We start from the raw sequence: 24,590 nt of genomic DNA, 5'->3' as shown, positions 1-24,590 counted from the left end.
ACGGGGACGACATGTCTGAATCCGTTAACTTGCCCGCCCTCGGTGAGAGCGTCACCGAAGGAACCGTCACCCGCTGGCTCAAGCAGGTCGGTGACCGGGTAGAGGTGGACGAGCCCCTGCTCGAAGTCTCCACCGACAAAGTAGACACCGAGATCCCCTCTCCGATCGCCGGCGTGATCGAGGAAATCCTCGTCGCCGAAGACGAGACCGCCGAGGTCGGCGCGCCCCTGGTGCGCATCGGCGACGGCTCCGGCTCCGGTTCCACTGAGACCGCCGCACCCGCCGCCGAAGAAGCCCCCGCCGAATCGCCTTCGGCCGCCGAAGCGCCGGCTCCCGAAGCCGAGGCTCCCGCTGCGGCCGCCGAGGCGGCCCCGGCCGAGGCACCCGCCGCCGAGTCGGCCCCGGCCGGCGAAGGCCACGAAGTGACCCTCCCCGCCCTGGGCGAGAGCGTCACCGAGGGTACCGTCACGCGCTGGCTGAAGAGCATTGGTGACACCGTCGAGGTTGACGAGCCGCTGCTGGAAGTTTCGACCGACAAGGTCGACACCGAGATTCCGTCCCCGGTTGCCGGCACCCTGCAGGAAATCCGCGTCGCCGAAGACGAAACGGCCGAGGTCGGTTCCGTCCTCGCCGTCATCGGCTCCGGCGCTGCAGCTCCGGCTGCCGCCCCCGCTACCGAGGCCCCCAAGCAGGAAGCCCCCAAGCAGGAGGCGCCGGCTCCGGCCGCCGCCCCCGCTCCCGAGGCCCCCAAGCAGGAAGCCCCGAAGCAGGAGGCTCCGGCTCCGGCCGAAGCGCCCAAGCAGGAAGCGCCGAAGCAGGCAGCAGCCCCGTCCGCACCCGCGGCGGCGGCCGAGTCCGGCTACGTCACTCCCCTGGTCCGCAAGCTCGCCAACCAGCAGGGCGTGGACATCTCCTCGCTGACCGGCACCGGCGTCGGCGGCCGCATCCGCAAGCAGGACGTGCTGGCCGCGGCCGAAGCCAAGACCGCCCCCGCCGCAGCTTCCGCACCGGCCGCGGCCTCGTCGGCCCCGGCCGCCGCTTCGGGTGAGCTGTCCTCGCTGCGCGGCACCGTGCAGAAGGCCCCGCGCATCCGCCAGGTCATTGCCCGCCGCATGCGCGAGTCGCTGGACATCTCCACCCAGTTGACCCAGGTGCACGAGGTGGACATGACCAAGGTCGCCAAGCTGCGCGCCAAGGCCAAGAACTCCTTCCAGGCCCAGAACGGCTCCAAGCTGACCTTCCTGCCCTTCATCGCCAAGGCTGTCGCCGAAGCCCTGAAGCAGCACCCGAAGGTCAACGCCTCCTACGACGAGGACAAGCAGGAGATCACCTACCACAACGCCGAGCACCTGGCGATTGCGGTGGATACGGACAAGGGCCTGCTGGTTCCGGTCATCGCCGACGCCGGCAACCTGAACCTGGCCGGCCTGGCCGGCAAGATCGCCGACGTCGCCGACCGCACCCGCAATGGCAAGATCGGCCCGGACGAGCTCTCCGGCGGAACCTTCAGCATCACCAACATCGGTTCCGTGGGCGCCCTCTTCGACACCCCGATCATCAACCAGCCGCAGGTGGCCATCCTTGGCACCGGAGCGATCGTCAAGCGCGCCGTGGTGGTTTCCGATGAGAACGGCGACGACTCGATCGCGATCCGTTCGATGATGTACCTCTCCCTGACGTACGACCACCGCCTGGTGGATGGCGCCGACGCAGGACGCTTCCTGCAGACGCTGAAGGCGCGCCTTGAGGAAGGCGCCTTCGAAGCCGACCTCGGCCTCTAGGCTGCAGCGCACCTGTCCTGGTGCGTGAAGGGCACCTTCCCGCCAGGGAGGGTGCCCTTCGCAATTTACGGACACTTTGTCGCTAAGCTAGGGCGCATGACCATTCTTTTCTACTTCCTGCTCTTCCTGCACATCATCGGCGCCTCCATGGTGGTCGGTATCTGGATCGCCAACATGAAGTCCCCGACGGTCCACCCGCGGCAGCGCGACGGCGCCTTCGTCCAGCTGATCACCGGCATCGCCATGATGGGAATCCTGCCGATTCTGCACAACCAGAACCCGGCCGAGTTCGACCCCAACTACTTCAAGCTCGGCATCAAGTTTGCCGTTGGCCTGGCCGTGGCCGTCCTCGCCTTCATTGGCGCCCGGAAGGTTAGGAAGGGCGAAGCCGTCTCCAAGGGCCTCGCCCACGGCGTCGGCGGCCTGGGGCTGCTCAACGTAGCCATCGCCACTCTCTGGCAGTAGGCTCCGGCCACCGCAACGACGGCGACGCACCCGCGCGGGTGCGTCGCCGTCGTCGTTAAGCCCGGCCCGGCCCGAATGTCGAGGCTATCCTCTGAGAGCGGACACCGGGTGCGGCGGCCGCGCCGAATCCCTAGGATGGGAGCGGCAGGATCCGCCTATCTGACCGGATCGCTGATTCAACGACGCTGAGGAGTGGACATGGCAACAACACGCACCGCACACACTGTATGGAACGGCGACCTGATGTCGGGGGCGGGCAACACCAGCCTGGACAGCTCCGGCCTCGGCAACTTCGACGTCACCTGGAAGGCGCGCGCCGAAGCGGCCGAGGGCAAGACCAGCCCGGAGGAACTGATCGCCGCGGCGCACTCGGCCTGCTTCTCGATGGCCTTCAGCCACGCGCTGGCGCAGGCGGGCCACGCACCTGAGGAAGTCAACACCAAGGCCGACGTCACGTTCGAGCCCGGCACCGGCATCACGGGCAGCCACCTCACGCTGAACGCCCGCGTGCCCGGCATCTCCGAAGAGGATTTCCAGCGCATCGCCGAGGAAGCCAAGACCGGCTGCCCGGTTTCGGCGGCCCTGACCGGCATCAAGATCACCTTGGACGCCACGCTGGCCGCCTAGCAGCCAGCTCCCCCAGGGACGCCGAAGGCCCCCGCACCGGATTTCCCGGGGCGGGGGCCTTCGTGGTGTCTGCTAGTTTCCCTGCCGGCGGGCCGGCAACGGGGCCGGACGCACCGTGCGGTAGCCCTCGCGGAGCGGCGGGCGGTCGGTGGGAAGCTCCTGGATCATTTCCTTGAGTGCCCCGATGCCGTATTCCAGCTGCGGGTCCGCGCCGGCGGCGTAGGCGTGCGGCGGGAAGGCGACCTCGATGTCGGGGGCGACACCATAGTTTTCGACGCCCCAGCCCACACCGCCGGTGAACCAGGTGGCGTAGCGGGGCTGGGTGACTCCGGTGCCGTCCGCGAGGGCAAAGCGGTTGTCGATGCCGACGACCCCGCCCCAGGTCCGGGTGCCGATGACCGGCCCGATCCCGCGGAGTTTGGACACCTGGGTGATGATGTCGCCGTCGGAGCCGGCAAATTCGTCGGTGAGGATGATGACCGGCCCGCGCGGGGCATGGTGCGGGTACGTACGCGGCCGCTCGCCGCGCGGCATGCTCCAGCCGGTGACCTTGCGGCCGATCAGCTCGGCCACAAGCTGCGAGGTGTGGCCGCCGCGGTTGCGGCGGACGTCCACGATCAGGCCGTCGAGCGAGGTTTCGGTATCCAGGTCGCGGTGCAGCTGGGCCCAGCCGTTGGCCATCATGTCCGGGATGTGCAGGTACCCGAAGGTCCCGTGCGAGGCCTCCCGCACCGTGCGGCGGTTGGAGGCGACCCATTCCTGGTAGCGCAGCCGTTCCTCGTCCTTGACGGGCACGACGGCGACGCGGCGCTGCTTCCCTGCCTGGTCACCGTGTCCGGCGCCGTTGCGCAGGGTCAGTTCGACGGCGCGGCCGGCGGCGCCGGCCAGCTGAACGGCCGGGGTGAGAGCCTCGGACAGTTCGACGCCGTCGATGGCCAACAGGACATCGCCGACCCGGGCGTCCGCCCCAGGCCGGGTCAGCGGCGAGGTCGCAAGCGGGTCCGAGGATTCACCGGCCAGGATGCGGGTGATTTGCCAGCCCTCGCCGTTGAAGGCGAGGTCCGCACCGAGGCGGCCCTGGCCGTTGCTGCCATTCTCCGTCACCAGTGCCGGACGGACGTAGGCATGTGAGGTGCCCAGCTCGCCGTGGAGCTCCCAGAGCAGGTCCACGAGGTCATCGTGCGAGCCGAGGCGTTCCACGATCGGCCGGTAGCGGGCATGCACGGAGTCCCAGTCCTGGCCGGCCATGTCCTCGGTCCAGAAGAAATCGCGCTGCAGGCGCCAGGCCTCGTCGAAGGCCTGCCCCCAGACGCTGACCGGATCCAGGCGGACCCGGATGCGGTTCAGGTCGACCTTAACCAGCTGCCCGGAGTCCTCATCGGCCTTGGCTGCGGCCGGTGAGACGCGGATCTGTTTGTCCTGGACCAGGATGACCTTTTCGCCGTCGCCGGTAAGCCGGTAGCTGTCCAAAGCTTCGACGATTGTGGTGGTGCGGCGCTTGGCAAGGTCGAAGCGGACCAGGCTCGGCGCCGCGTTCTTGTCCTCCAGGGTGGCCCGGCCTTCCCCCGTTACGCCGGCCAGCTCGTGGTCGAGCCAGAGCAGCGCGCCGGCGGTCGCGGAGAGGTCCGAGTAGTTGCCCTGCGGGACCGGGACATTGATGACACGGTGGGCCAGCCCTTCGGCGTCGACCTTGACCGACACCGAGGCTTCAGTGTTGCTGGCCTCCGTGGCGTCGGCGCGGTCCGCGTCGTCGTCGGGCAGGGCAACGCTCGGCCCGAACGGGGACGGGGTGTCGGCGGCCAGGGCCACGAGGTACGGCTTGATCGGGCTCGGGAAGGAGAGGTCGAAGGAGTGTCCGTCGTAGACCGGGTCGAAGCTGCGGTTGGACAGGAAAGCGAGGAACTTGCCGTCCGGCGTGAACGCGGGCGACTCGTCCCGGAACCGGCCGTCGGTGACATCGATGATTGCCGGCCGCGCTGCCGCGTCCGCCGTGCCCGCTTCCCCCGTGCCGGCCCCCGCCTTCCCCGTTCCGGACGCGATCCCGGCAAGCCGGAGCCGGGTGCGGGAACCGAAGGAGGTCACCGGTTCGGCCCAGCCCAGCCACGCCGAGTCCGGCGACCAGCTGAAGCCGTCGATGCTGCCCTCGCCGATGCTGCTCAGGAGCGTCAGGGCGCCGGTGCGCGTGTCCGCGAGGTAGACGTCGCCGAAGGCAGTGCCGACGGCGACCCAGTTGCCGTCCGGGCTGGCCTCAAGGGCGCTGGCGCGGCTCGGCTTTGGGAAGTCGATCCGGGTCTGCTGTCCGGCGTCGGCGCGCTCCGCGGCGGATCCGGCACCGCTCTTGGCCGCGCCGACCTGGGTAACGCCGTGCTGGGCTTCGAACTCGTGGGCATCGCCGGCGGCTTCGGCGGAGACGACAGCGGTGGCGTCCGGCCGGGTCAGGGCGGCAGCCGAGACCGGCCGGGGCAGCGGCGTGCCGCCGTCGGCAGTGTGCTCCGTCGTGGCGGTGGCAGCCGGTGCGGGCGCCGGGCCGGCGGAAGCGTTACCGCCGTGCACGGGTGCCGCGATGGCCTTCAGGTAGAGGGCTTCGACTCCCCCGTGGTCCGCGACGTAGGCGATCCGGCCGGCGCCGAAGGGGCGGGGCAGGCGTGCGCGGACACCCGGGGTGGCCTCCAGGATCCGTGACGGGCCGTCCTTGTGCCGCAGCCAGTGCAGGGTGCCGTGGGCTTCGACTGCGCTGGAGTCGCCGGTGTGGTCGGGGATGACGTCGCCGAGGTGGCGGGAGGTCTTCAGCGCGGACGCGCGCCGGGCCTGCGAGGCGGACCCCAGCGTGATGTCGAGTTTGACCGCGTCCGTGTCGAGGCCGGCCAGGAACCAGAGTTCACCGGCGGATTCGAAGATGACCCGTTTGCCGTCGGTGGCTGCGTGCCGAACGTAGAAGTCCTCGTGGTCGGTGTGGCGGCGCAGGTCCGTGCCGTTGGGCAGCACGGAGTAAAGGTTGCCGTAGCCCTCGTGGTCGGAGAGGAAGGCGATCCGGCCCCCGACCCACATGGGATCGGTGAGGTTGCCGTCGAGTTCGGGGGCGAGCCGTTCGAACTCGCCGTTTCCGTCGGCGTCAATCCAGAGCTTGCCGGCGGCGCCGCCGCGGTAGCGCTTCCACCAGGCGGGTTCGCGCGAAAGCACACTGGCCAGGACTACGGGGCGCTCGTCCCCAACGACGGTGCCGAAGGCCACCGACTCGACCGGCCCGAACGGCAGTTCCTCGGCCCAGCCGCCGTCCACCGGCAGGCTGTAGGCATGCGTGAGGCGGCTGTCCGCCTGCCGGAAGGCACTCGTCACCACCACGTCGCCGTCGGGGGTGAAACCCTTGACCTTGGTGGAGCTGTGGCCGAAGTAGCTGAGCTGACGGTATCCGCCGCCGTCGACGTCCGCCGTCACAACCTCGGGCGCCGTGCCCTGGATAACTGTCCACACCAGGCGCTGCCCGTCGGGGGTGAAGCGGGGGTTGCGGGCGGGCAACTGCAGGGAGGAAACCCGCCAGGCGCGGCCGCCGTCGAGGGGCGCGATCCAGACGTCGTCCTCGGCCACGAAGGTGACCAGATCGCCGTGCAGATGCGGAAAACGGAGGTAGCTCGAAGAGGTCATCGTTCGATCATAGTCAAAACGGACGCGGCCTCCGGGGAGGTTCCCCTGCCGTGCCGGGCATGGTGAGATGGATCATGCGAATCCTCATTGCCGGTGCCTCCGGGCTGATCGGAACTGCCCTGTCCGACACGTTGCGCGGCAGCGGACACGACGTCGTCAGCCTGGTCCGGCGGCCGCCCGCCTCGCCCGCCGAGGTCCAGTGGGATCCCGCGGCGGGACGGATCGACGACACTGCCCTCAAGGGCGCCGACGCCGTCATCAACCTTTCCGGTGCGGGGATCGGCGACCGGCCCTGGACGCGGCGCCGGATCAGCGAACTGAGCTCCTCCCGGCTTGGCGCGACGCGGACCCTAACGGCGGCGATGGGACGCATGGACACCCCGCCGCCGGTGTTCCTTAGCCAGTCCGCCTCCGGCTACTACGGCAACGCCGGGCCGGCCGTGCTGCGGGAGAACGCCCCGGCAGGGACTGGCATCCTGGCCCGGATCTGCGTCGACTGGGAGGCCGCCGCACACGAGGCGCCGGCCGGGGTCCGCGTGGTCACCGCGCGCACCGGCGTCGTCCTGAGCCGGAACGGCGGCGCCCTGGGCCGGCTGCTGCCGCTGTTGCGCCTGGGCGTGGGCGGCCCCCTTGGCAACGGCCGCCAGTATTGGCCGTGGATCACGCTTCCCGATGTGGCGGCCGCCTTTGAGTTCCTGCTCACCGCACCGTTGGCCGGGCCGGTCAATGTCTGCGCGCCGGAGTGCGCGGACGTGAATTCGTTGATCGCGCGGCTGGCCGGCGCCCTGCACCGGCCGGCCCTGCTGCGGGTACCCGCGCCGGTGCTGCGCCTCGTGATGGGCCAGCTGGCCAACGAGCTCCTGCTGGCCAGCCAGCGGATGGAGCCAGCGGCCCTGGCAGGGGCCGGATTCCAGTGGCAGCACCCCTCGCTCGCCGAGGCCGCGGCCTGGGTGGCGGACCGCACCTAGCCTCCGGCGTCGGGGAGGATGTCCTGGATCCGCCACCTGCCGTCCACCGGCACCAGGACCAGGCGGAGCCGCCGTTCCATGGCGGCGGGCGCTTCGGCGACCACTGTGCCGGCAGCGTCGCGCTCCTGGTAGGGCGGCGAGGCAACGCTGAGCGACACCACGGCCCGGGTGGCGGTGCTTTCCGGCAGGGCCCGGACCGTCGACAGCCGGGCCTCAAAGCCGTCCAGCACGTGGCCGGACTCCGCCAGTCGGGAACCGAGCGCAGCGTCCGCGGCGGCGGCGGGCGACGCCGGGGCGGTGACCTGTTCCAACAAGCCGAGGCTGCCCGATGTGAGGGCGTAGGAGCGGAGGCCGGCGAGACCCCGGACGGCATCCTCCGGCCGCGGTGCCGCGAGCAGTTCCTGGAGTTCCGCCGGAACGGCTTCGGCTGCCGCGGCTGCCTTCCCGTTGGCTGCCGCGGCCGGCCCCGGGCGTGGCCCTTGGCTTGGCGCCGCTGCTCCGGAGCCTGGTCCGGTGCCCGGACGTGGTCCGGAGCCCGGTGTCGGGTCGACGGCAGCTCCGGCAGGCCCGGCGGGTCCGGCGGGTCCGGGCGCCGGACCGGCAAGCAGCGGCGCCGCGAGGATGCCGACGGCCGTGAGGAGGGCTGCCAGCACGAACCCGGCCGCGGTCCGCCGGATGCCGGTCCCCGGGGCGCCGGTCCGCCGGATGCCGGTCCCTCGAAGCTGCAGCCGGTGACGCTGCACGCGGACCCGGGATGCGGCATGCCGTGCGCGGGCGGCCGCTCCGCTCGCGGCTTCGGTCCCGGCTCGCTGTGTCGAATCAGCGAGCCCGGGGCGAAGCCGCGAGCCAACCGCCGGACTCCGCCCCCGGCCGTACCCGAGGCCCGGCACCCGGCCCGGCGCCCGTGACCGCCAGTTCCGCAGCCGGCCTGCCCGGCGTTCCCGCGCACCCGGGGGCAAGGAGCCCCTGGTCAGCAGCTGCGGCAGCACTGTGGGGTGCACGGAGGCTGACAGGTCCACGGGCTCGGCCGGCGCGCTCCGGAATATGGCGGCCGCGAGTTCCGCCGCGGACGGCCGCTGGCGCCGGTCGGTGCGCAGCCCCGCCTCGAGGGCCTCGGCGAGCCGGGCCGGAACACCCGGGACCAACAGCGGCAGCGGAGGGCGCTGCGGCTCCGGTTCGGGCGCCCGGCCGGTGAGGCAGAACCAGCCCAAGGCAGCCACCGAGTAGACGTCACCCTCCGGCTGCAGGCCTGCCCGGACTGCATCAACCGGCGCGGGGTCGCGGAACCCGTCCGTTCCGGGGCGGGAAGGTTCCCGCGGGTCCGCCAGCATCCGCGCCACCCCGAGGTCGGCGAGCAGCGGTTTGCCCTGGGCGGTGAACAGCACGTTGCCGGGTGAGACGTCGCCGTGGGTAAAGCCGTTTCCGTGCAAATAGGCCACCGCCTGCGCGATCGGCGTCAGAACGGTCACGGCCTCCCCCGGGGGGAGGCTCCCGCGGGCCGCCAGGAGTTCCGCCAGCGATCCGCCGTCGGCGTAGTCCAGCACCAGGCCCAGCCCCGTACCGCCGCCGGTCCCGTGACGCACCCGGACCACCGCGCGAACCTTGACGAGGTGCTCGTGCTCGAGCACGGAGAGGATCCGGACCTCGCGCCGAGCGGCTTCCTCGGCATCTCCCGCTTCCGGCGGGCCGCCGGCAGCCAGGCACTTCAGCGCGACGTCACGGCGCGTCACATGCTCCGTGGCGAGCCAGACGGCAGCGGTGCCGCCGCACCCCAGCAGCCGACCGACGTCGTAACCGGGAACCTCCGGCGCCGGCCCCGGACCGGGCACGGAGGACAGCTTGTCATCATCCATAGCTCAGGAATAGCCGATTCGTGGCGTCCCTGCAGAAGTTATCCACAGGCATGAGAGCTTCACCACAGAAGCGGTGGGCAGCACAGCCGAGGACTAAGCTGGATGCCATGACTCTTGAGTTCTCCCAGCTGGGTCTCGCCCCCGAATTCGTCGACTACACCCGCGGCTGGGACATCCAGCGCGAACTGCACGAGAAAGTCGTCGCCGGGACCGCACCCAGCACCGTTCTGCTGCTCGAACATTCCCCGGTCTACACCGCCGGCAAACGCACCGAAGACCACGAGCGCCCCTTCGACGGAACCCCGGTTGTGCCGGTGGACCGCGGCGGCAAGCTGACCTGGCATGGCCCCGGCCAACTAGTGGGCTACCCCATCATCAAGCTGAAGAACCCGGCCGGCATCCGGGACTATGTTGAACGCCTCGAAGCCGTCATCATCGCCGTCCTGGCCGACTACGGCATTGACGCCGTCCGCATCAAGGGCCGCGCCGGCGTCTGGATCGACCAGGACGAGAAGGGGCCGGCACGCAAGATTGCCGCCATCGGCATCCGCGTCCACGAGGGCGTCACCATGCATGGCTTCGCGATCAACTGCAACAACGACCTGGCCCCGTACGGCCAGATCATCGCCTGCGGCATCACCGACGCCGGGGTCACAACGATCGCGCAGGAGACCGGCCGGGACGTCACCCCGGCGGACCTCGTGTCGCGGATCACCGAGGAACTGCGCAACAATGAAGAAGCCCTAGTTGCAACCCACGAAGGAGCTCTACTGTGACACTGGCACCAGAAGGCCGGAAGATGCTGCGTATCGAGCAGCGCAATGCGGCCACCCCGGTGGAACGGAAGCCCGACTGGATTAAGGCCAAGGTCCAGATGGGCCCGGAGTTCGTCCAGCTCAAGAACCTCGTCAAGAAGGAAGGCCTCCACACGGTATGTGAGGAGGCCGGCTGCCCGAACATCTTCGAGTGCTGGGAAGACAAAGAGGCCACCTTCCTGATCGGCGGCTCCGAATGCACCCGGCGCTGCGACTTCTGCCAGATCGACACCGGCAAGCCCTCCCCCGTGGACATGTTCGAACCCACCAAGGTGGCCCGCTCGGTCCAGTCCATGCAGCTGCGCTACGCCACCGTCACCGGCGTGGCCCGCGACGACCTCGCCGACGAGGGCGTCTGGCTCTACGCCGAAACGGTCCGCAAGATCCACGAGCTGAACCCGGGCACCGGCGTCGAGCTGCTGATCCCCGACTTCTCCGGCAAGCCCGAGCACATCGAGGCCATCTGCGACTCCAAGCCGGAGGTCTTCGCGCACAACGTCGAAACCGTGCCCCGGATCTTCAAGCGCATCCGTCCCGCCTTCCGCTACGAACGGTCCCTGGACGTCATCACCCAGGGACGCAAGCTCGGCATGGTCACGAAGTCCAACCTGATCCTGGGCATGGGCGAGACCCGCGAGGAAATCTCCGAGGCGCTTCGCGACCTGCACGAGGCCGGCTGCGACCTGATCACCATCACGCAGTACCTGCGCCCGAGCGAACGCCACCTCCCGGTGGACCGCTGGGTCAAGCCGCAGGAGTTCGTGGACCTGCAGCAGGAAGCCGACGAGATCGGCTTCCTCGGTGTGATGAGCGGACCGCTGGTACGATCCTCCTACCGCGCCGGCCGGCTCTGGGCCACCGCGATGCGCAAGAAGGGCTGGGAAATCCCCGCCGAGCTCGCGCACATCGAAAGCTCGGGCAGCACCCGGCAGGAAGCCAGCTCGCTGCTCGCTGCACACTCCTGAACGACCCCGTACACCCATGCCGCCCAGGGCCGGCGCCGGAGCAATCCGGTGTCCGGCCCTGAGCCGTGCATCACGTAGAATTAAGGCACTATGGCGAATTTCCCTGACTCCAGCACGTCCCCGTCTTCAGCCGATGAGCCGAAGCGTGGCCTTTTTTCCCGCAAGCCCAAGGAAGCCAAGGTCAAGAAGCCGAGCCGGCTGAAGCAGATCAGCGAAGTCTTCCAGATGACACGCCGCCATGACCCGATGGTGCCGTGGCTCATGCTGCTGGCCTTCCTCGGCGTCGTCGCGGTCAGCTTCCTGGTGGGCTTCCTGCTGGAGAACTGGATCACCGGCCTGATCATCGGCATTCCGCTGGGCATTCTGGCGGCCACCCTGATCCTGTCCCGCCGCGCCGAGCGCGCAGCGTTCGCCCAGATTGAGAACCAGCCGGGCGCTTCGGGCGCTGCACTGGGCACCCTCCGCCGCGGCTGGATCACCGAGGAGCAGCCGGTCGCCGTGAACCCGCGCACCCAGGACGCCGTGTTCCGCGCCATCGGCCGCCCCGGCGTCGTGCTCGTCAGCGAGGGCCCGAGCCACCGCGTCAAGCCCCTGCTCGACGGCGAACGCAAGCGCCTCTCGCGCATCCTGCCCAACGTCACCATCCACGTGATCGAGAGCGGCCGGGGCGAGGGCCAGGTGCCGATCAGCCAGGTCGCCCGGAAGATGGGCAAGATGAAGAACGAACTGACCAAGACCGAGGTCAGCACCGTCTCCAAGCGCATCGCCTCGCTCGGCAGCCGCCTGCCCATCCCCAAGGGCATTGACCCGTACAAGGCACGCCCGGACCGCAAGGCGGCCCGCGGCCGCTAGGGGCGCCAACGCTTTCCAGAAACGCCCCGGTTACCGGCCTCAAGCCGGGAACCGGGGCGTTTCGCATTGACCGCCACGACTAACACGTCCGACGCCGGCGCACAGCCCGGCACTCCCCACTCACCGCCACGGCACGCCCACGGGCACCGCCACGACCGAATCCGGAGAGCCCCCATGAAACTTCCCTCGAAAACCGCCGTCGTCGGGACTTTCCGCGTGCTGGCAGTCGCTGAAGCCTTCAGTTGGGCAGCGCTGCTCGTCGGGATGTTCCTCAAGTGGGTGCTGAAGGCCACCGAACTGGGCGTGGAAATTGCCGGTCCGATCCACGGGGCCTTCTTCATCGGCTACGGGGTTGCGGCCCTGGCCCTGTGGCGGCAGCAGCGCTGGCCGTTCCGGGTAGCGCTTTTCGCCGGGCTCGCCGCGGTGCTGCCGTTCGCCACCGTCTGGTTCGAACGCTGGGCCGGCCGCCGCGGCCACCTTGCGGTGCCAACCGGCGCGGACGAACTCACCCCCGCCCAGGAGCCGGCGCGGGTCTAGGTGTACTGCCCCCGTTGATTAGCCGCAGCTGGCCGCTGAGCGCTGCGAAATACTGGCCATCGCTGGCAAATCGCCGAAGCTACATCCGGACGAGGACGGTGTTCATGGCCTTATCGTGCAGGCCACGGTGGTCCGGGTCGAAGATGACCGCGGGCACCACGAGGCAGAGTAGGACGCTGCGGACCAGGGCGGGGAGCGGGCCCGCCGGGCCGCCGCCGAGGCGGACAACGTGGATGCCCATGATCCGGTGGCCGATGCTGTAGCCCAGCGTCCCGACCAGCAGCGCCTGCTCCACAGCGAACACGGCAAGGGTCGCCCAGGAGTTCCCGGCGAAGGCGAAGTTGCTGATCAGCAGGGCGATCCCCCAGTCGATACAGATGGCGAGGATCCGCCGGCCGGCCCGGGCAATGGAGCCGGGGCCGGACTCGGGCAGGCCCAGGCGCTCCCCCGGGTACTTGGAGATGCCGGACGTATCCGGTCCACTGAGCCACGAGCCTATGTCTTTGCGATCAACCACCCTCCAAGCCTATCGGCTCCCGGCGGCACCCCGCGTTGACCACTATTTGGACTCTCGTCGGTCACAGAGCGGACCCGGATAGGCCACACTGTGGACAGCGACTAACTTTAACACGTCAGCGCATTCTGTAACCTCCCCGAAACAAAGCGGACACCGTGGGGAAATCCCGTGTCCTTAGGGTGGTAACAGTTGCCAGCGGCATCGTGGGCGGGGTGAACACTGCGTTTTCCCCGCCGTCGGACTGCGCTGGACCACACGGCCCGATGGCCAGATCTTTCATATGCGTAAGGAGCATAGATGTTCAAGACTGCGGACGAAGTCCTCAAGTTCATCAAAGACGAAGACATCAAATTCGTCGATATCCGCTTCACCGACCTCCCGGGCGTTCAGCAGCACTTCAACGTGCCCGCCAAGAGCGTAGACGCGGACTTCTTCGTCAACGGCCAGCTCTTCGACGGCTCGTCGATCCGCGGCTTCCAGGGCATCGCCGAGTCGGACATGCAGCTCATCCCGGACGTCACGACGGCGTTTGTTGACACCTTCCGCATCGAGAAGACCCTCGCGCTGAACTTCTCCATCGTGAACCCCCGCACGGGTGACCCGTACCACCGCGATCCCCGCGGCGTGGCCGAGAAGGCCGAGGCCTACCTGGCCTCCACCGGCATCGCCGACACCGCCTTCTTCGCCCCCGAGGCCGAATTCTTCGTCTTCGACAACGTCCAGTACCAGTCCTCCCCGCAGGGCAGCTTCTACAAGATCGACTCCGAGGAAGCCCACTGGAACACCGGCCGCGAGGAAGAGGGCGGAAACCTCGGCTACAAGACCCCCGTCAAGGGCGGTTACTTCCCGGTCTCCCCCACCGACAAGCAGGCCGACCTGCGCGACGCCATGTGCATCGCCCTGGACGAGGCCGGCCTTGAGGTCGAGCGCAGCCACCACGAGGTGGGCTCTGCCGGCCAGGCAGAAATCAACTACAAGTTCACCACGCTGACCCACGCGGCCGATGACCTGCAGAAGTTCAAGTACGTCATCAAGAACACCGCGGACGCCTGGGGCAAGTCGGTCACCTTCATGCCGAAGCCGGTCTTCGGTGACAACGGCTCGGGCATGCACTGCCACCAGTCGCTGTGGAACGGCGGCGAGCCGCTGTTCTACGACGAGAAGGGCTACGCCGGCCTGTCCGACACCGCCCGCTGGTACATCGGCGGCCTGCTGAAGCACTCCTCCGCCGTGCTGGCCTTCACCAACCCGACGGTGAACTCCTACCGCCGCCTGGTCAAGGGCTTCGAGGCTCCGGTCAACATGGTTTACTCGCAGGGCAACCGCTCCGCCGGTATCCGTATCCCGATCACGGGCTCCAACCCGAAGGCGAAGCGCATCGAGTTCCGCGCTCCGGACCCCTCCTCCAACCCGTACCTGGCCTTCGCGGCCCAGCTTATGGCCGGCATCGACGGCATCCGCAACCGCATCGAACCCCCGGCTCCGATCGACAAGGACCTCTACGAGCTCCCCGCCGAGGAAGCCAAGGACATCCCCAAGGCCCCGGGCACGCTCGAGGAGGCCCTGGAAGCCCTGGCCGAGGACAACGAGTTCCTGCAGGCCGGCGGCGTCTTCACCCAGGACCTGATCGACACCTGGATCGAATACAAGTACGAGAACGAGATCCGTCCGCTCTCGCTGCGCCCGAACCCGTACGAGTTCGAGCTCTACTACGGCGTATAGCCGGATCAGGCGGCCGCGCCGGGACTAGTCCGGGCGGGTCCGCCCGGTTACAACAAAGGCCGGTCCGAGGTTCACCACCTCGGGCCGGCCTTTTTGATGTGCAGGCAACTCGACTACGGCTCCGACGGCGGCGCCGCACGGTTGGAGCCCTCCCGGGCGGTCAGTCGTCGCAGTTCTGCAGAACCCAGTGCTGGGCGCACCAAACGATGTTGTAGAGGTTGTAGGGCGCGACGTCATAGGTGTCCCACCGCTGGCCGACATGGGCGGTCCAGCGCGGAATGGCGCCACAGCAGACACGGTGCCCGAAAATACGGAACAGGGCATGGGGCAGAGCGCGTTTCAGCATGGAATGCCTTTCCATTGTCGCCGGCCCCTGGTGGGCTAGCGTAGGTTCGCGCTCATAGTCCCCATGCTATCGGAACCGCCAGCCATCCCAGGAAGCGCCGGTCAGAACGCCCGGTACATGGTCCTCTGCGGGCCGGCGTCGCGGCCAAGGTATTGCCCGCGGTCCTCGAAGCCGGCCTTCCGGTAGGCGGCCTGCCCCGCAGGATTCTCTTCGTTCACGGACAGGACGACGCCGGCCTGGCCGCCGCCGAAGGCTGCCGTCAGTTTCTCCGCCGCCCGGACGGCGGCCTCCGCTGCCAGCGCACCGAGGCCCTTGCCCTGCTGCCGGCGGTCGATCAGGAAGCCGCGCAGCAGCCAGACTGAAGTGTCGTCCGCCCAGCCGGCCAGGGTCGCCGCTCCGGTCTGCAGGGTCAGGACACCGACGGCGGATCCGCCGACGTCGATGACAAAGGGGTGCCGGGCGTCCTCTTCAAGGCCCATCAGCATCATCCGCAGCGGGTCCCCGACAAACCTGCGTTGGCCCTCGCCGAGCTCAACTTCGGCGACCTCGCCCAGCTTGACGGCGCGTGCGTCGTCGTCGAGGTCCTTCAGCGGCAGCAGCCAAACGTGTTCAGACATGACAGAAGCGTATCCAAAGCGGGGCCGCGCCGCGGTCACGGGGCGCCCGGCGTTGGCCCGCACGCTACAGCGCGGCGTCCTTGGGTGGCCCGGCCGGGTCCATCCAGAACACCTCCCAGAGGTGGCCGTCCGGGTCCTGGAAGCTGTGAGTGTACATAAACCCGTAGTCCTGGGCTTCCTCCGACGGCGTTCCGCCGGAGGTCAGGGCGGTCCTGACCAGCGCGTCCACGGCCTCACGGCTTTCCAGCGAGAAGGACATAATCGCCTCGCTGCTGCTGCGGGCGTCGGCAACAGCCTTGGACGTGAACGTCTTGAAGTAGCTCTCCACCAGCAGCATCACGTAGGCGTCGTCGTTGACGATCATGCAGCCTGCATTCTCATCGGTGAAGTCGGGGTTGAAGGAAAACCCCAGCGCGGTGAAGAATTGCACCGTCTTCGCGAGGTCTTTCACGGGCAGGTTCACAAACAGTTGCCTGGTCATGCGCCCCAAGGTAGCACCGTGGCCCGTGGCGCGTCAGCAGACGGCCCGTGGCGCGTCAGCAGCAGGCCGCTGCCGTGCGGCTACTGACCGTAGAAGACGCGCTCGAAGACGGCGCGGGCCCGCCGGCTGAGCCGCAGGTAATCCTCCTCGAGCGCGGCGGCGTTCCCCGGGCTGTAGCCGCACCAGCGTGCCACCGCCTCGAGGTCGCGCCGCGACGAAGGCAACAGGTCCGAGGCGCGGCCGGTCCAGATGACGTTGGCTGAGCGGATCCGGCTCGCGAGCCGCCAGGCCCGCAGCAGCAGGACCACTTCCCCGGCCTCCAGCAGCTCCAGGCTGGCGGCCGCCTCAAGGGCTTCCACGGTGGAGGTGGTCCGCAGTTCCGGGTGCCGGCCGGCGTGCCGCAGCTGCAGCAGCTGGGCGAGCCATTCGACGTCGCTCAGGCCGCCGCGGCCCAGCTTCAGGTGCCGCGCCGGATCCGCGCCGCGGGGCAGCCGCTCGGCCTCGATGCGTGCCTTGACCCGCCGTACCTCGCGGACATCCTGGTCGGCAATGGCCTCCGGGTACCGGATCGGATCGATCAGCGCGACGAAGTCGGCGGCGAGGTCGTCGTCGCCGGCCATCGGCCGGGCCCGCAGCAGAGCCTGGGCCTCCCAGATGAGGGACCAGCGGCGGTAGTACTCGGCAAAGGAGTCCAGCGACCGCACCATCGGCCCGCTTTTGCCTTCCGGGCGCAGGTCCGCGTCGACCATCAGCACGCGCTCAGCCAGGATGGCGGGCTTGAGCGGCTGGGTCAGCAGGCTGGAGAGCTTGTTGACGATCAGGGCCGCCTGCTCCTGCGCCTCGTTCTCCGGGACCCCCGGCAGGCCGCGGTGCACGTACATCACGTCGGCGTCGGAGCCGTAGCCAATCTCCCGTCCGCCTTGGCGCCCCATCGCGACCACCAGCACCCGCGTCTTGAGCGGGCCTCCGGCCGCGACAACCGTCTCGGCCACCCGGAGCGCGCCGAGTACCGCGGCGCGGTCGGTGTCGGCCAGGGCCGCACCCACCTGGTCCTGGTCCAGCAGCCCGGCGCTGTCGGCGATGGCAATCCTGAGGATTTCGCGGCGCCGGATCAGCCGGATCAGGCGCATGGCGCTTTCCGGGTCCGCGTGCCGGGACATCTTGGAGGTGATCTCCAGCCATTGTGCCTCGTAGCTGAGCGGGACCAGGTCCTTGTCCGAGCCGAGCCAGGCCACCGACTCAGGCGAGACCTCCAGCAGGTCGGAGATCAGCCGGGAGTTGGCGAGCACGTGGCAGAGCCGCTCGGCCGCCGCCGTCGAATCCCGCAGCAGCCCCAAGTACCAGTGCGTCGTGCCGAGCGCCTCGCTGACGCGGCGGAAGGCCAGCAGGCCGCCGTCGGGGTCCACCCCTTCGGCGAGCCAGCCGAGCAGGATGGGCAGCAGTTGCCGCTGCAGCGCGGCACGGCGGCTGACCCCGCCGGTGAGCGCCTCGATATGCCGCATGGCGCCGGGCGGGTCGAGGTAGCCGAGCGCGGCGAGCCGGCCCTGCGCGGCCTCGGGGGTCAGCCGGGCTTCCTCACTGCTGAGCGCGGCCGCGGTGTTGAGCAGCGGGCGGTAGAAGATGCGTTCGTGAAGTTCCCGGACGGAGCGCTTGGTCTTCCGCCAGGCCGCGAGCAGCGCATCCGGGTGCGGGCGTTCGTTGGAGAACGGGCCCAGCACGGCCTTCGCGAGGGAGCGCAGCGAGGCCTCCTTGACCGGCATCAGGTGGGTGCGGCGCAGCTGGAAGAGCTGGATCCGGTGTTCGAGCAGCCGCAGGTAGCGGTAGTCGCGGTCGAATTCCTTGGCGTCGGAGCGCCCGATGTAGCCTCCGGCGGAGAGCGCGGCAATGGCCGAGGTGGTGTCCCGGCAGCGCAGCGTCTCGTCCGATCTGCCGTGTACCAGCTGGAGCAGCTGGACGGTGAATTCGACGTCGCGCAGCCCGCCGCGGCCGAGTTTGATCTGCCGCTGTTCCTCCTCGGCCGGGATGTGTTCGGTGACGCGCCGGCGCATGGACCGGACCGACTCAACGAACCCCTCCCGGCCGGCGGAGGACCAGATCAGCGGTGCGACTGCGGCCTCGTAGCGTGCTCCGAGGGCGGCGTCCCCGGCGATGGTCCGGGCCTTGAGCAGCGCCTGGAACTCCCAGCTTTCGGCCCAGCGCGCGTAGTAACTTTCGTGCGAGGCGAGGGTGCGCACCAGCGGCCCGGATTTGCCCTCAGGCCGGAGGTTGGCGTCGACCTCCCAGAGCCCGGGCTCCCGGCTGGTGGACATGATGGCCCGCGAAATCCCCGAGGCCAGGGCAGTTCCGATGGTGTTTGCCCGCGAGTCTTCCAGTGCGCCGGCGTCGATCACGTAGATGACGTCGACGTCGGAAATGTAGTTGAGTTCGCGGGCGCCGCACTTGCCCATCCCGATCACGGCCAGGCCGACGTCGGCCACGTCCCCGGCGCCAAACTGCACTGCCGCCTCGGCCCGGGACACGGCCAGGGCGGCCTCGATCGCGGCACCGGCCAGGTCCGCGAGCTCGGCCCCGACCGCGGGCAGGTAGTCCAGCGGGTCGGCGGCGCAAAGATCCTTGACCGCCAGCTCCACGAGTCCGCGCCGGTAGGCCGTGCGGAGGGCGGCATACCCTTCCTGGCCGGCCAGGCCCGCGACCGGACGGGCAGCCTTGGGATCGGCGCGGACCGACTGCAGGAGCCGGGCGCGCAGCGCGGCGGCGTCTGCGGCGGCAGGTTCGGGGCTGGCCGGGGCGTGGAAGGCATCGAGGTGTTCGGGGTGCCGGATGAGGAACTCGCCCAGGGCCTCCGACGCGCCGAGCACGCGGTACAGCGGCTCGCTGCGGTCCGGCTCGGCTGCGGCGAGGCGCCGCAGGTCCGGGTGCTTCTCGATCAGCCGGACCAGCGACTGCAGGGCGGTGTCAGGGTTGGCGGCCAGTTGCAGCCCGGCGAACAAAACGTCCTGGTCCAGGCCGTCCAGTTCGGGGGCGGCCAGGAACCGCTCGCCCTTCTCGAGGTCGTTGAAACCTGCGGCGATGAGGCGCCGTGCCAGGCTCACCGCGGCCGCCTAAAGGATGGCCAGGTTGCGCTGCAGCTCGTAGGGCGTCACCTGCAGGCGGTAGTCCTGCCACTCGGCGCGCTTGTTGCGCAGGAAGTGCTCGAAGACCTGCTCGCCGAGGATCTGCGGCATCAGCTCGGAATCCTCCATGGTCCGGATCGCGTCGTGCAGGCTGGCCGGCAGCGGGTCGTGGCCCATGGCGCGGCGCTCCGCCGAGCTCAGCGACCAGATGTCATCCTCGGCGGCGGCGGGCAGCTGGTAGCCCTCTTCGATGCCCTTCAGGCCGGCGCCGAGCAGCACGGCGTAGGCGAGGTAGGGGTTGGCGGCGGAGTCGATACCGCGGTATTCGATCCGCGCGGACTGGCCCTTGCCGGGCTTGTACAGCGGGACACGGACCAGGGCGGAGCGGTTGTTGTGGCCCCAGCTCAGGTAGCTCGGGGCTTCTCCCCCGCCCCAGAGCCGCTTGTAGGAGTTCACGAACTGGTTGGTGACGGCGGTGAACTCGGGGGCGTGCTTGAGGATGCCGGCGATGAACTGGCGGGCGGTCTCGGAGAGCTGGAACTCCGCGCCGGCCTCATAGAAGGCGTTGGTGTCGCCCTCGAACAACGAGAAGTGCGTGTGCATGCCGGAGCCCGGGTGCGCGGTGAACGGCTTGGGCATAAAGGTGGCGTAAGTTCCCTGCTGCAGCGCGACCTCCTTGATCACGGTGCGGAAGGTCATGATGTTGTCCGCGGTCTGCAGGGCGTCCGCGTAGCGCAGGTCGATCTCGTTCTGGCCGGGGCCGGCCTCGTGATGGCTGAACTCCACCGAGATGCCCACGGACTCCAGCATGGTCACGGCGGTCCGGCGGAAGTCCTGGGCCACACCGCCGGGGACGTGGTCGAAGTAGCCGCCCTCGTCCACCGGGACCGGCGCGCCGTCCGGGCCGGGCTGCTGTGACTTGAGCAGGTAGAACTCGATTTCGGGGTGCGTGTAGCAGGTGAAGCCCATGTCCGCAGCCTTGGCCAGGTTGCGCTTGAGCACGTTGCGCGGGTCCGCGGCGGAGGGCTCGCCGTCGGGCGTCAGGATGTCGCAGAACATCCGCGAGGTCGCTTCCGTCTCGCCGCGCCACGGCAGGATCTGGAAGGTGGAGGGGTCCGGCTGGGCGAGCATGTCGGATTCGAAGACGCGCGCCAGGCCCTCGATCGAGGAACCGTCGAAGCCCAGGCCTTCCTCGAAGGCGCCTTCCACTTCGGCCGGGGCCAGCGCCACGGACTTCAGGGATCCCACGACGTCGGTAAACCAGAGGCGCACGAAGCGCACATCACGCTCTTCGATCGTCCGCAGGACAAACTCTTGCTGGCGGTCCATGGTGCCTCTTTCCGGGTCTACGTCCGTGCCCCGGACCCGTCCCGACTACTCGTCTTGGTTGGTGCCCGCAGCTGCTCACGCATCACTCTACTAAGCATTCCCGGCGATTGCTGGCGGAGCGCACCCGCGTAACACACCGTTAACACAATGGCCTCCGGAGCCGCGTTACGGCGCCGCCCCGGCCACGCCTGGACGCAGCATTTGTGACGGCTTTCGCCGCTCCGCCGCAGCCGCCCGGTAGCTAGGACCCCGGGTATCGCACTACGCTCGTGGCATGGCCCCCAGCAACAGCCCCGAATCCAGCATGTCCGCCGAACTCGCCGCGCCTTACGGCAACGGCCCCGCGTCAGGCGCCCCGGCCCAGGTCCCCCCGGCCCAGGTTCCGGCGCCCGACAGCGCCACTAAGGACAGCGCCACCAAAGACGCCGCCAAGCGCGTCGGCCGGATCCGCACGCACCACCTGCGCCAGGCGAAGCTCAACGGCGAACACTTCGCGATGCTGACGGCGTATGACCAGTACACCGCCGAGATTTTCGACGAAGCCGGCATCGAGGTCCTGCTGGTGGGAGATTCGGCCTCCAACAATGTCTTCGGCAATGAAACGAGCCTGCCGGTCACGGTGGATGAGCTGATCCCGCTGTGCCGGGCCGTCACGCGCTCCGCCCGGCGTGCCCTGGTGGTGGCGGACCTGCCCTTCGGCAGTTACGAAGTGTCCGCCCAGCAGGCGGTGGCCACCGGCGTGCGCTTCCTCAAGGAGGGTCTCGCGCACGCGGTCAAGATCGAGGGCGGGAAGTTCTACGCCGAAACCGTCCGGGCCATGGTCCAGGCTGGCATTCCGGTGATGGCCCACATCGGCTTCACCCCGCAAAGCGAGCACGCCCTCGGCGGCTACCGGGTCCAGGGCCGCGGCGACGACGCCCAGCGGCTGATCGACGACGCCGTCGCCCTCGCCGACGCCGGTGCGTTCTGCGTGCTGATGGAAATGGTTCCGGCGCCGACGGCGGCCGCCGTTGACGCCGCCGTCGAGGTCCCCACGATCGGCATCGGGGCCGGCAACGCGACCACCGGCCAGGTGCTGGTGTGGCAGGACATGGCCGGGCTGCGCGGCGGGAAGATGGCCAAGTTCGTCAAGCAGTACGCAGACCTGCGGACCACGCTCAGCGACGCCGCCAAAGCCTACGGCGACGATGTCCGCTCGGGCCAGTTCCCCGGCCCGGAACACTCGTTCTAGAGCCGGGTCCCCCGGGCCGGCAGACCGGCCTCGGCCTTAGCCGTTGGCAGTCGTGGCGCTGTCTTCGGTCTTGATCGCTGAGACCTCGAACTCCAGGGTGATCTTGTCCGACACCAGCACTCCGCCGGAATCCAGGGCAGTGTTCCACTTGAGCCCGAAGTCCTGGCGGTCGATGCGGCGCGAACCCTCGAAGCCCGCGCGCAGGTTGCCCATGGGGTCCCGTTCGACGCCGATGAAGTCGATCGGTATCGAGATCTCCTTGGTGACGCCCCGGATCGTGACGTCGCCGCTGACGATGAAGTGTCCCTCGTCCACCTGGTCCACCCGGCTGCTCACAAAAGTGATCTCCGGAAACTGCGGGGCGTCAAAGAAATCATTGGTCCGCAGATGCTGGTCCCGGTCGGCGTTGCGGGTGTCGATGCTCGCGACCTTGACCGTCAGCTCTACCTTGGATCGTTCCGGGTTCTCCGGGTCGACGGTGATCACGCCCTCGAAGTCATTGAAGGCTCCGCGCACCTTCGTGACCATGGCGTGCCGGGTGGAAAAGCCGATACGCGTATGGGTGGGGTCGAATCGCCATTGTCCTGCGTATTCGGGCCTGAGTTCGGCCATGGTATGCCTCCTTGCAGGGCCGGCCGGGCCGGCACCCGGATATGGGTAGAAATGGTTGCGAACGGAAGTCCGGCTGGAGGGCCGCTGTCTTAGTCGTCTTCGCCCTTGTCCCAGGCCTCGTTGCGGGCCTTGACCTTTTCGAGGGCATGCTCAGCTTCCTCGCGGGTCTTGTACGGGCCGATCAACTGGCTCCAGTCGGACATGGCGTCTTCTTCGATTTCGTGGGTGTTGACGTTATACCAGTATTCGGTCATCGGGACTCCTCCTGCGCTGGCCCGGTTCGGGCTGTGTTTTCCTGCTGTTCTCCGACATCTTCCGGCCGTTTTCCGAAGTTTTCGGCCTGTTTTCCGGCCTTCGGCCACTGCTTATAGAATCAATCTATGCCTTCCCTGACCTCGACTGCACCCATCGGCACCCTTGTCCCGGGAACAGTCAGCCCCCAGCTCGCCGTGCCCGCGTCCATTCCGCGCCCCGAGTACGTCGGCAAGCCGGCTCCGGCCAAGTTCACGGGATCCGAGGTCAAGTCCGCGGAGACCATCGAGAAGATCCGGATCGCCTCGCGGATTGCGGCCCAGGCGATCGTTGAGGTCGGCAAGCACATTGCGCCCGGCGTCACCACGGACCAGCTGGACCGGGTGGGGCACGAGTTCCTGCTCGACCACAAGGCGTATCCCTCCACCCTCGGCTACCGGGGCTTCCCCAAGTCCCTCTGCTCCTCGCTCAACGAGGTGATCTGCCACGGCATCCCCGACAGCACTGTGGTCCAGGACGGCGACATTCTGAACATCGACATCACGGCGTTCATCGGCGGCGTGCACGGCGACACCAACCACACCTTCCTCGTCGGCGACGTCGACGAGGAGTCCCGGCTGCTGGTCGAGCGCACGGAAGAGTCGCTGCGCCGCGCCATCCGGGCGGTGGCTCCCGGCCGCGAAATCAACGTGATCGGCCGGGCCATCGAGTCCTACGCCAAGCGCTTCGGCTACGGCGTCGTCCGGGATTTCACCGGGCACGGCGTCGGCGAGGCCTTCCACACCGGGCTGATCATCCCCCACTACGACGCGGCCCCCGCCTACAACACCGTCATGGAAGCCGGTATGGTCTTCACGATCGAACCCATGCTCACGCTGGGCACGGTCGACTGGGACATGTGGGCCGATGACTGGACCGTCGTGACGCGCGACCACAAGCGGACCGCGCAGTTCGAGCACACCCTGCTGGTCACGGAGTCCGGCGCCGAAATCCTCACCCTCCCCTGATTCCGCAGCACCCCTAAGACCTGCCCCGCCCCTGCCACGAACGGAAGCCCATTGGCCAAGAAGGACGAGAAGTCGAAGAAGAACGCCCCGCTGATCGGCATCGACATCGGTGGCACCGGCATCAAGGGCGGCATCGTCGATCTGAGGAAGGGCAAGCTGATGGGCGACCGGCTCCGCGTGCCCACCCCCAAGCCCTCCACCCCGGAAGCCGTGGCCGAGGTCGTGGCCCAGGTCGTCGCCGAGCTTTCCAAGCGGCCCGACGCCCCGGCCGCGGACTCCCCCGTGGGCGTGACCTTCCCGGGAATCATCCAGCACGGCGTGGTCCACTCCGCGGCGAACGTTGACCACGCGTGGCTGAACCTGGACATCGACGCGCTGCTGACCGCGCGCCTCGGCCGGCCGGTGGAGGTCATCAACGACGCCGACGCCGCAGGCCTCGCCGAGGCACGCTACGGTGCGGGCGCAGGCGTAGCTGGCACCGTCCTGGTGATCACCCTCGGCACCGGCATCGGCTCGGCTTTCATTTTCAACGGCAAGCTCGTTCCCAACGCCGAACTGGGGCACCTGGAAATCGACGGCTTCGACGCGGAAAGCAAGGCCTCCGCCGTCGCCCGTGAGCGCGACGGACTGAGCTGGACCGAATACAGCGTGCTGCTACAGCGGTACTTCTCCCACGTCGAGTTCCTCTTCTCCCCCGAACTCTTCATCGTCGGCGGCGGCATCTCCAAGCGGGCCGACGAATACCTCCCGCACATGTCGCTGCGCACGCCGATCGTGCCGGCAGAACTGAAGAACGACGCCGGCATCGTGGGTGCGGCGATTGAGGTCGCCCTCACGCACAAGCTGGCCAAGTAGCCC

22 protein-coding genes are annotated in these 24,590 nt (G+C 68.9%); 12 read left to right on the top strand and 10 right to left on the bottom strand.

Features of this window, described 5'->3' with window-relative positions; translation table 11 throughout:
* Nucleotides 1-11 precede the first annotated feature (11 nt).
* The 3 genes from sucB to FFF93_RS06720 all read left to right on the top strand — a co-directional run bounded on the left by sucB (nt 12) and on the right by FFF93_RS06720 (nt 2,873).
* Nucleotides 12-1,781 (top strand): 2-oxoglutarate dehydrogenase, E2 component, dihydrolipoamide succinyltransferase, encoded by a 1,770-nt coding sequence (gene sucB, locus FFF93_RS06730; RefSeq protein ID WP_138769600.1) that lies wholly within the window; start codon nt 12-14, stop codon nt 1,779-1,781.
* 96 nt (nt 1,782-1,877) lie between these two features.
* Entirely contained in the window at nt 1,878-2,246 is a 369-nt protein-coding gene (locus tag FFF93_RS06725) for a hypothetical protein (RefSeq protein WP_138769601.1), read from the top strand.
* A 198-nt stretch (nt 2,247-2,444) separates the two neighbouring features.
* Entirely contained in the window at nt 2,445-2,873 is a 429-nt protein-coding gene (locus FFF93_RS06720) for an OsmC family protein (protein ID WP_138769602.1), read from the top strand.
* A 72-nt stretch (nt 2,874-2,945) separates the two neighbouring features.
* On the opposite strand, the gene FFF93_RS06715 is transcribed toward FFF93_RS06720, so the two are convergent.
* On the bottom strand, nt 2,946-6,515 hold the full coding sequence (locus tag FFF93_RS06715) for a S41 family peptidase (protein ID WP_138769603.1): 3,570 nt from the start codon (nt 6,513-6,515) through the stop codon (nt 2,946-2,948).
* Between the two features lie 74 nt (nt 6,516-6,589).
* Here FFF93_RS06715 and FFF93_RS06710 point away from each other — a divergent pair, with 74 nt between their 5' ends.
* Complete coding sequence (locus FFF93_RS06710) at nt 6,590-7,483, top strand: TIGR01777 family oxidoreductase (protein WP_138769604.1); 894 nt, start codon at nt 6,590-6,592, stop codon at nt 7,481-7,483.
* On the opposite strand, the gene FFF93_RS06705 is transcribed toward FFF93_RS06710, so the two are convergent.
* Complete coding sequence (locus FFF93_RS06705; RefSeq protein ID WP_138769605.1) at nt 7,480-9,336, bottom strand: serine/threonine-protein kinase; 1,857 nt, start codon at nt 9,334-9,336, stop codon at nt 7,480-7,482. The genes FFF93_RS06710 and FFF93_RS06705 overlap by 4 nt on opposite strands.
* 107 nt (nt 9,337-9,443) lie before the next feature.
* On the opposite strand from FFF93_RS06705, the gene lipB reads away from it, so the two are divergent.
* From lipB to FFF93_RS06685, 4 genes are all read left to right on the top strand, one after another.
* Nucleotides 9,444-10,112 (top strand): lipoyl(octanoyl) transferase LipB, encoded by a 669-nt coding sequence (lipB, locus tag FFF93_RS06700; protein ID WP_138769606.1) that lies wholly within the window; start codon nt 9,444-9,446, stop codon nt 10,110-10,112.
* Nucleotides 10,109-11,116, top strand: a complete 1,008-nt coding sequence (gene lipA / locus FFF93_RS06695) for a lipoyl synthase (protein ID WP_138769607.1) — start codon at nt 10,109-10,111, stop codon at nt 11,114-11,116. The genes lipB and lipA overlap by 4 nt, the downstream gene beginning before the upstream one ends.
* A gap of 90 nt (nt 11,117-11,206) precedes the next feature.
* Nucleotides 11,207-11,968: a DUF4191 domain-containing protein gene (locus tag FFF93_RS06690; RefSeq protein ID WP_138769608.1), complete on the top strand. Its 762-nt coding sequence runs from the start codon at nt 11,207-11,209 to the stop codon at nt 11,966-11,968.
* A 174-nt stretch (nt 11,969-12,142) separates the two neighbouring features.
* Nucleotides 12,143-12,505, top strand: coding sequence for a DUF3817 domain-containing protein (locus FFF93_RS06685; RefSeq protein WP_138769609.1), 363 nt, complete (start codon nt 12,143-12,145; stop codon nt 12,503-12,505).
* A 79-nt stretch (nt 12,506-12,584) separates the two neighbouring features.
* Here FFF93_RS06685 and FFF93_RS06680 read toward each other — a convergent pair whose 3' ends face one another.
* Nucleotides 12,585-13,022, bottom strand: coding sequence for an RDD family protein (locus FFF93_RS06680; RefSeq protein WP_138769610.1), 438 nt, complete (start codon nt 13,020-13,022; stop codon nt 12,585-12,587).
* 297 nt (nt 13,023-13,319) lie between these two features.
* On the opposite strand from FFF93_RS06680, the gene glnA (FFF93_RS06675) reads away from it, so the two are divergent.
* Nucleotides 13,320-14,744 (top strand): type I glutamate--ammonia ligase, encoded by a 1,425-nt coding sequence (glnA, locus tag FFF93_RS06675; protein WP_138769611.1) that lies wholly within the window; start codon nt 13,320-13,322, stop codon nt 14,742-14,744.
* 160 nt (nt 14,745-14,904) lie between these two features.
* Here glnA (FFF93_RS06675) and FFF93_RS06670 read toward each other — a convergent pair whose 3' ends face one another.
* From FFF93_RS06670 to glnA (FFF93_RS06650), 5 genes are all read right to left on the bottom strand, one after another.
* Complete coding sequence (locus FFF93_RS06670; RefSeq protein WP_261375351.1) at nt 14,905-15,090, bottom strand: hypothetical protein; 186 nt, start codon at nt 15,088-15,090, stop codon at nt 14,905-14,907.
* Nucleotides 15,091-15,191: 101 nt separating this feature from the next.
* Nucleotides 15,192-15,707 (bottom strand): GNAT family N-acetyltransferase, encoded by a 516-nt coding sequence (locus FFF93_RS06665; RefSeq protein ID WP_138769612.1) that lies wholly within the window; start codon nt 15,705-15,707, stop codon nt 15,192-15,194.
* A 64-nt stretch (nt 15,708-15,771) separates the two neighbouring features.
* Nucleotides 15,772-16,188 (bottom strand): VOC family protein, encoded by a 417-nt coding sequence (locus tag FFF93_RS06660; protein WP_138769613.1) that lies wholly within the window; start codon nt 16,186-16,188, stop codon nt 15,772-15,774.
* 80 nt (nt 16,189-16,268) lie between these two features.
* Nucleotides 16,269-19,280 (bottom strand): bifunctional [glutamine synthetase] adenylyltransferase/[glutamine synthetase]-adenylyl-L-tyrosine phosphorylase, encoded by a 3,012-nt coding sequence (locus FFF93_RS06655; protein WP_138769614.1) that lies wholly within the window; start codon nt 19,278-19,280, stop codon nt 16,269-16,271.
* A gap of 9 nt (nt 19,281-19,289) precedes the next feature.
* Nucleotides 19,290-20,630, bottom strand: coding sequence for a type I glutamate--ammonia ligase (gene glnA / locus FFF93_RS06650; RefSeq protein ID WP_138769615.1), 1,341 nt, complete (start codon nt 20,628-20,630; stop codon nt 19,290-19,292).
* A 274-nt stretch (nt 20,631-20,904) separates the two neighbouring features.
* On the opposite strand from glnA (FFF93_RS06650), the gene panB reads away from it, so the two are divergent.
* A complete protein-coding gene (panB, locus tag FFF93_RS06645; RefSeq protein ID WP_138769616.1) occupies nt 20,905-21,861 on the top strand; it encodes a 3-methyl-2-oxobutanoate hydroxymethyltransferase in 957 nt (318 codons plus the stop codon).
* 36 nt (nt 21,862-21,897) lie between these two features.
* Here the strand turns inward: panB and FFF93_RS06640 are convergent, their stop codons facing one another.
* Both FFF93_RS06640 and FFF93_RS06635 read right to left on the bottom strand, forming a co-directional pair.
* Nucleotides 21,898-22,473: a YceI family protein gene (locus tag FFF93_RS06640; protein ID WP_138769617.1), complete on the bottom strand. Its 576-nt coding sequence runs from the start codon at nt 22,471-22,473 to the stop codon at nt 21,898-21,900.
* An 89-nt stretch (nt 22,474-22,562) separates the two neighbouring features.
* A complete protein-coding gene (locus FFF93_RS06635; RefSeq protein ID WP_138769618.1) occupies nt 22,563-22,727 on the bottom strand; it encodes an SPOR domain-containing protein in 165 nt (54 codons plus the stop codon).
* 126 nt (nt 22,728-22,853) lie between these two features.
* On the opposite strand from FFF93_RS06635, the gene map reads away from it, so the two are divergent.
* Both map and ppgK read left to right on the top strand, forming a co-directional pair.
* Nucleotides 22,854-23,732, top strand: a complete 879-nt coding sequence (map, locus tag FFF93_RS06630; protein ID WP_138769619.1) for a type I methionyl aminopeptidase — start codon at nt 22,854-22,856, stop codon at nt 23,730-23,732.
* 51 nt (nt 23,733-23,783) lie between these two features.
* A complete protein-coding gene (gene ppgK, locus FFF93_RS06625; RefSeq protein ID WP_138769620.1) occupies nt 23,784-24,587 on the top strand; it encodes a polyphosphate--glucose phosphotransferase in 804 nt (267 codons plus the stop codon).
* Nucleotides 24,588-24,590 lie beyond the last annotated feature (3 nt).

The sequence above is a fragment of the Arthrobacter sp. KBS0702 genome (assembly GCF_005937985.2).
Lineage (GTDB): Bacteria > Actinomycetota > Actinomycetes > Actinomycetales > Micrococcaceae > Arthrobacter.
Note: the sequence above shows the minus strand (reverse complement) of the source record. Positions and strands in the feature narration are given on the sequence as shown.

What these genes read in the sequence shown, in the direction of transcription:
- FFF93_RS06670 (WP_261375351.1), bottom strand. Translation starts at nt 15,090, where the DNA reads ATGCTGAAACGCGCTCTGCCCCATGCCCTGTTCCGTATTTTCGGGCAC.
- FFF93_RS06660 (WP_138769613.1), bottom strand. Translation starts at nt 16,188, where the DNA reads ATGACCAGGCAACTGTTTGTGAACCTGCCCGTGAAAGACCTCGCGAAG.
- FFF93_RS06690 (WP_138769608.1), top strand. Translation starts at nt 11,207, where the DNA reads ATGGCGAATTTCCCTGACTCCAGCACGTCCCCGTCTTCAGCCGATGAG.
- FFF93_RS06715 (WP_138769603.1), bottom strand. Translation starts at nt 6,515, where the DNA reads ATGACCTCTTCGAGCTACCTCCGTTTTCCGCATCTGCACGGCGATCTG.
- FFF93_RS06725 (WP_138769601.1), top strand. Translation starts at nt 1,878, where the DNA reads ATGACCATTCTTTTCTACTTCCTGCTCTTCCTGCACATCATCGGCGCC.
- FFF93_RS06640 (WP_138769617.1), bottom strand. Translation starts at nt 22,473, where the DNA reads ATGGCCGAACTCAGGCCCGAATACGCAGGACAATGGCGATTCGACCCC.
- glnA (WP_138769615.1), bottom strand. Translation starts at nt 20,630, where the DNA reads ATGGACCGCCAGCAAGAGTTTGTCCTGCGGACGATCGAAGAGCGTGAT.
- FFF93_RS06705 (WP_138769605.1), bottom strand. Translation starts at nt 9,336, where the DNA reads ATGGATGATGACAAGCTGTCCTCCGTGCCCGGTCCGGGGCCGGCGCCG.
- FFF93_RS06710 (WP_138769604.1), top strand. Translation starts at nt 6,590, where the DNA reads ATGCGAATCCTCATTGCCGGTGCCTCCGGGCTGATCGGAACTGCCCTG.
- panB (WP_138769616.1), top strand. Translation starts at nt 20,905, where the DNA reads ATGGCCCCCAGCAACAGCCCCGAATCCAGCATGTCCGCCGAACTCGCC.
- lipB (WP_138769606.1), top strand. Translation starts at nt 9,444, where the DNA reads ATGACTCTTGAGTTCTCCCAGCTGGGTCTCGCCCCCGAATTCGTCGAC.
- FFF93_RS06665 (WP_138769612.1), bottom strand. Translation starts at nt 15,707, where the DNA reads ATGTCTGAACACGTTTGGCTGCTGCCGCTGAAGGACCTCGACGACGAC.
- FFF93_RS06635 (WP_138769618.1), bottom strand. Translation starts at nt 22,727, where the DNA reads ATGACCGAATACTGGTATAACGTCAACACCCACGAAATCGAAGAAGAC.
- FFF93_RS06720 (WP_138769602.1), top strand. Translation starts at nt 2,445, where the DNA reads ATGGCAACAACACGCACCGCACACACTGTATGGAACGGCGACCTGATG.
- sucB (WP_138769600.1), top strand. Translation starts at nt 12, where the DNA reads ATGTCTGAATCCGTTAACTTGCCCGCCCTCGGTGAGAGCGTCACCGAA.
- map (WP_138769619.1), top strand. Translation starts at nt 22,854, where the DNA reads ATGCCTTCCCTGACCTCGACTGCACCCATCGGCACCCTTGTCCCGGGA.
- FFF93_RS06685 (WP_138769609.1), top strand. Translation starts at nt 12,143, where the DNA reads ATGAAACTTCCCTCGAAAACCGCCGTCGTCGGGACTTTCCGCGTGCTG.
- glnA (WP_138769611.1), top strand. Translation starts at nt 13,320, where the DNA reads ATGTTCAAGACTGCGGACGAAGTCCTCAAGTTCATCAAAGACGAAGAC.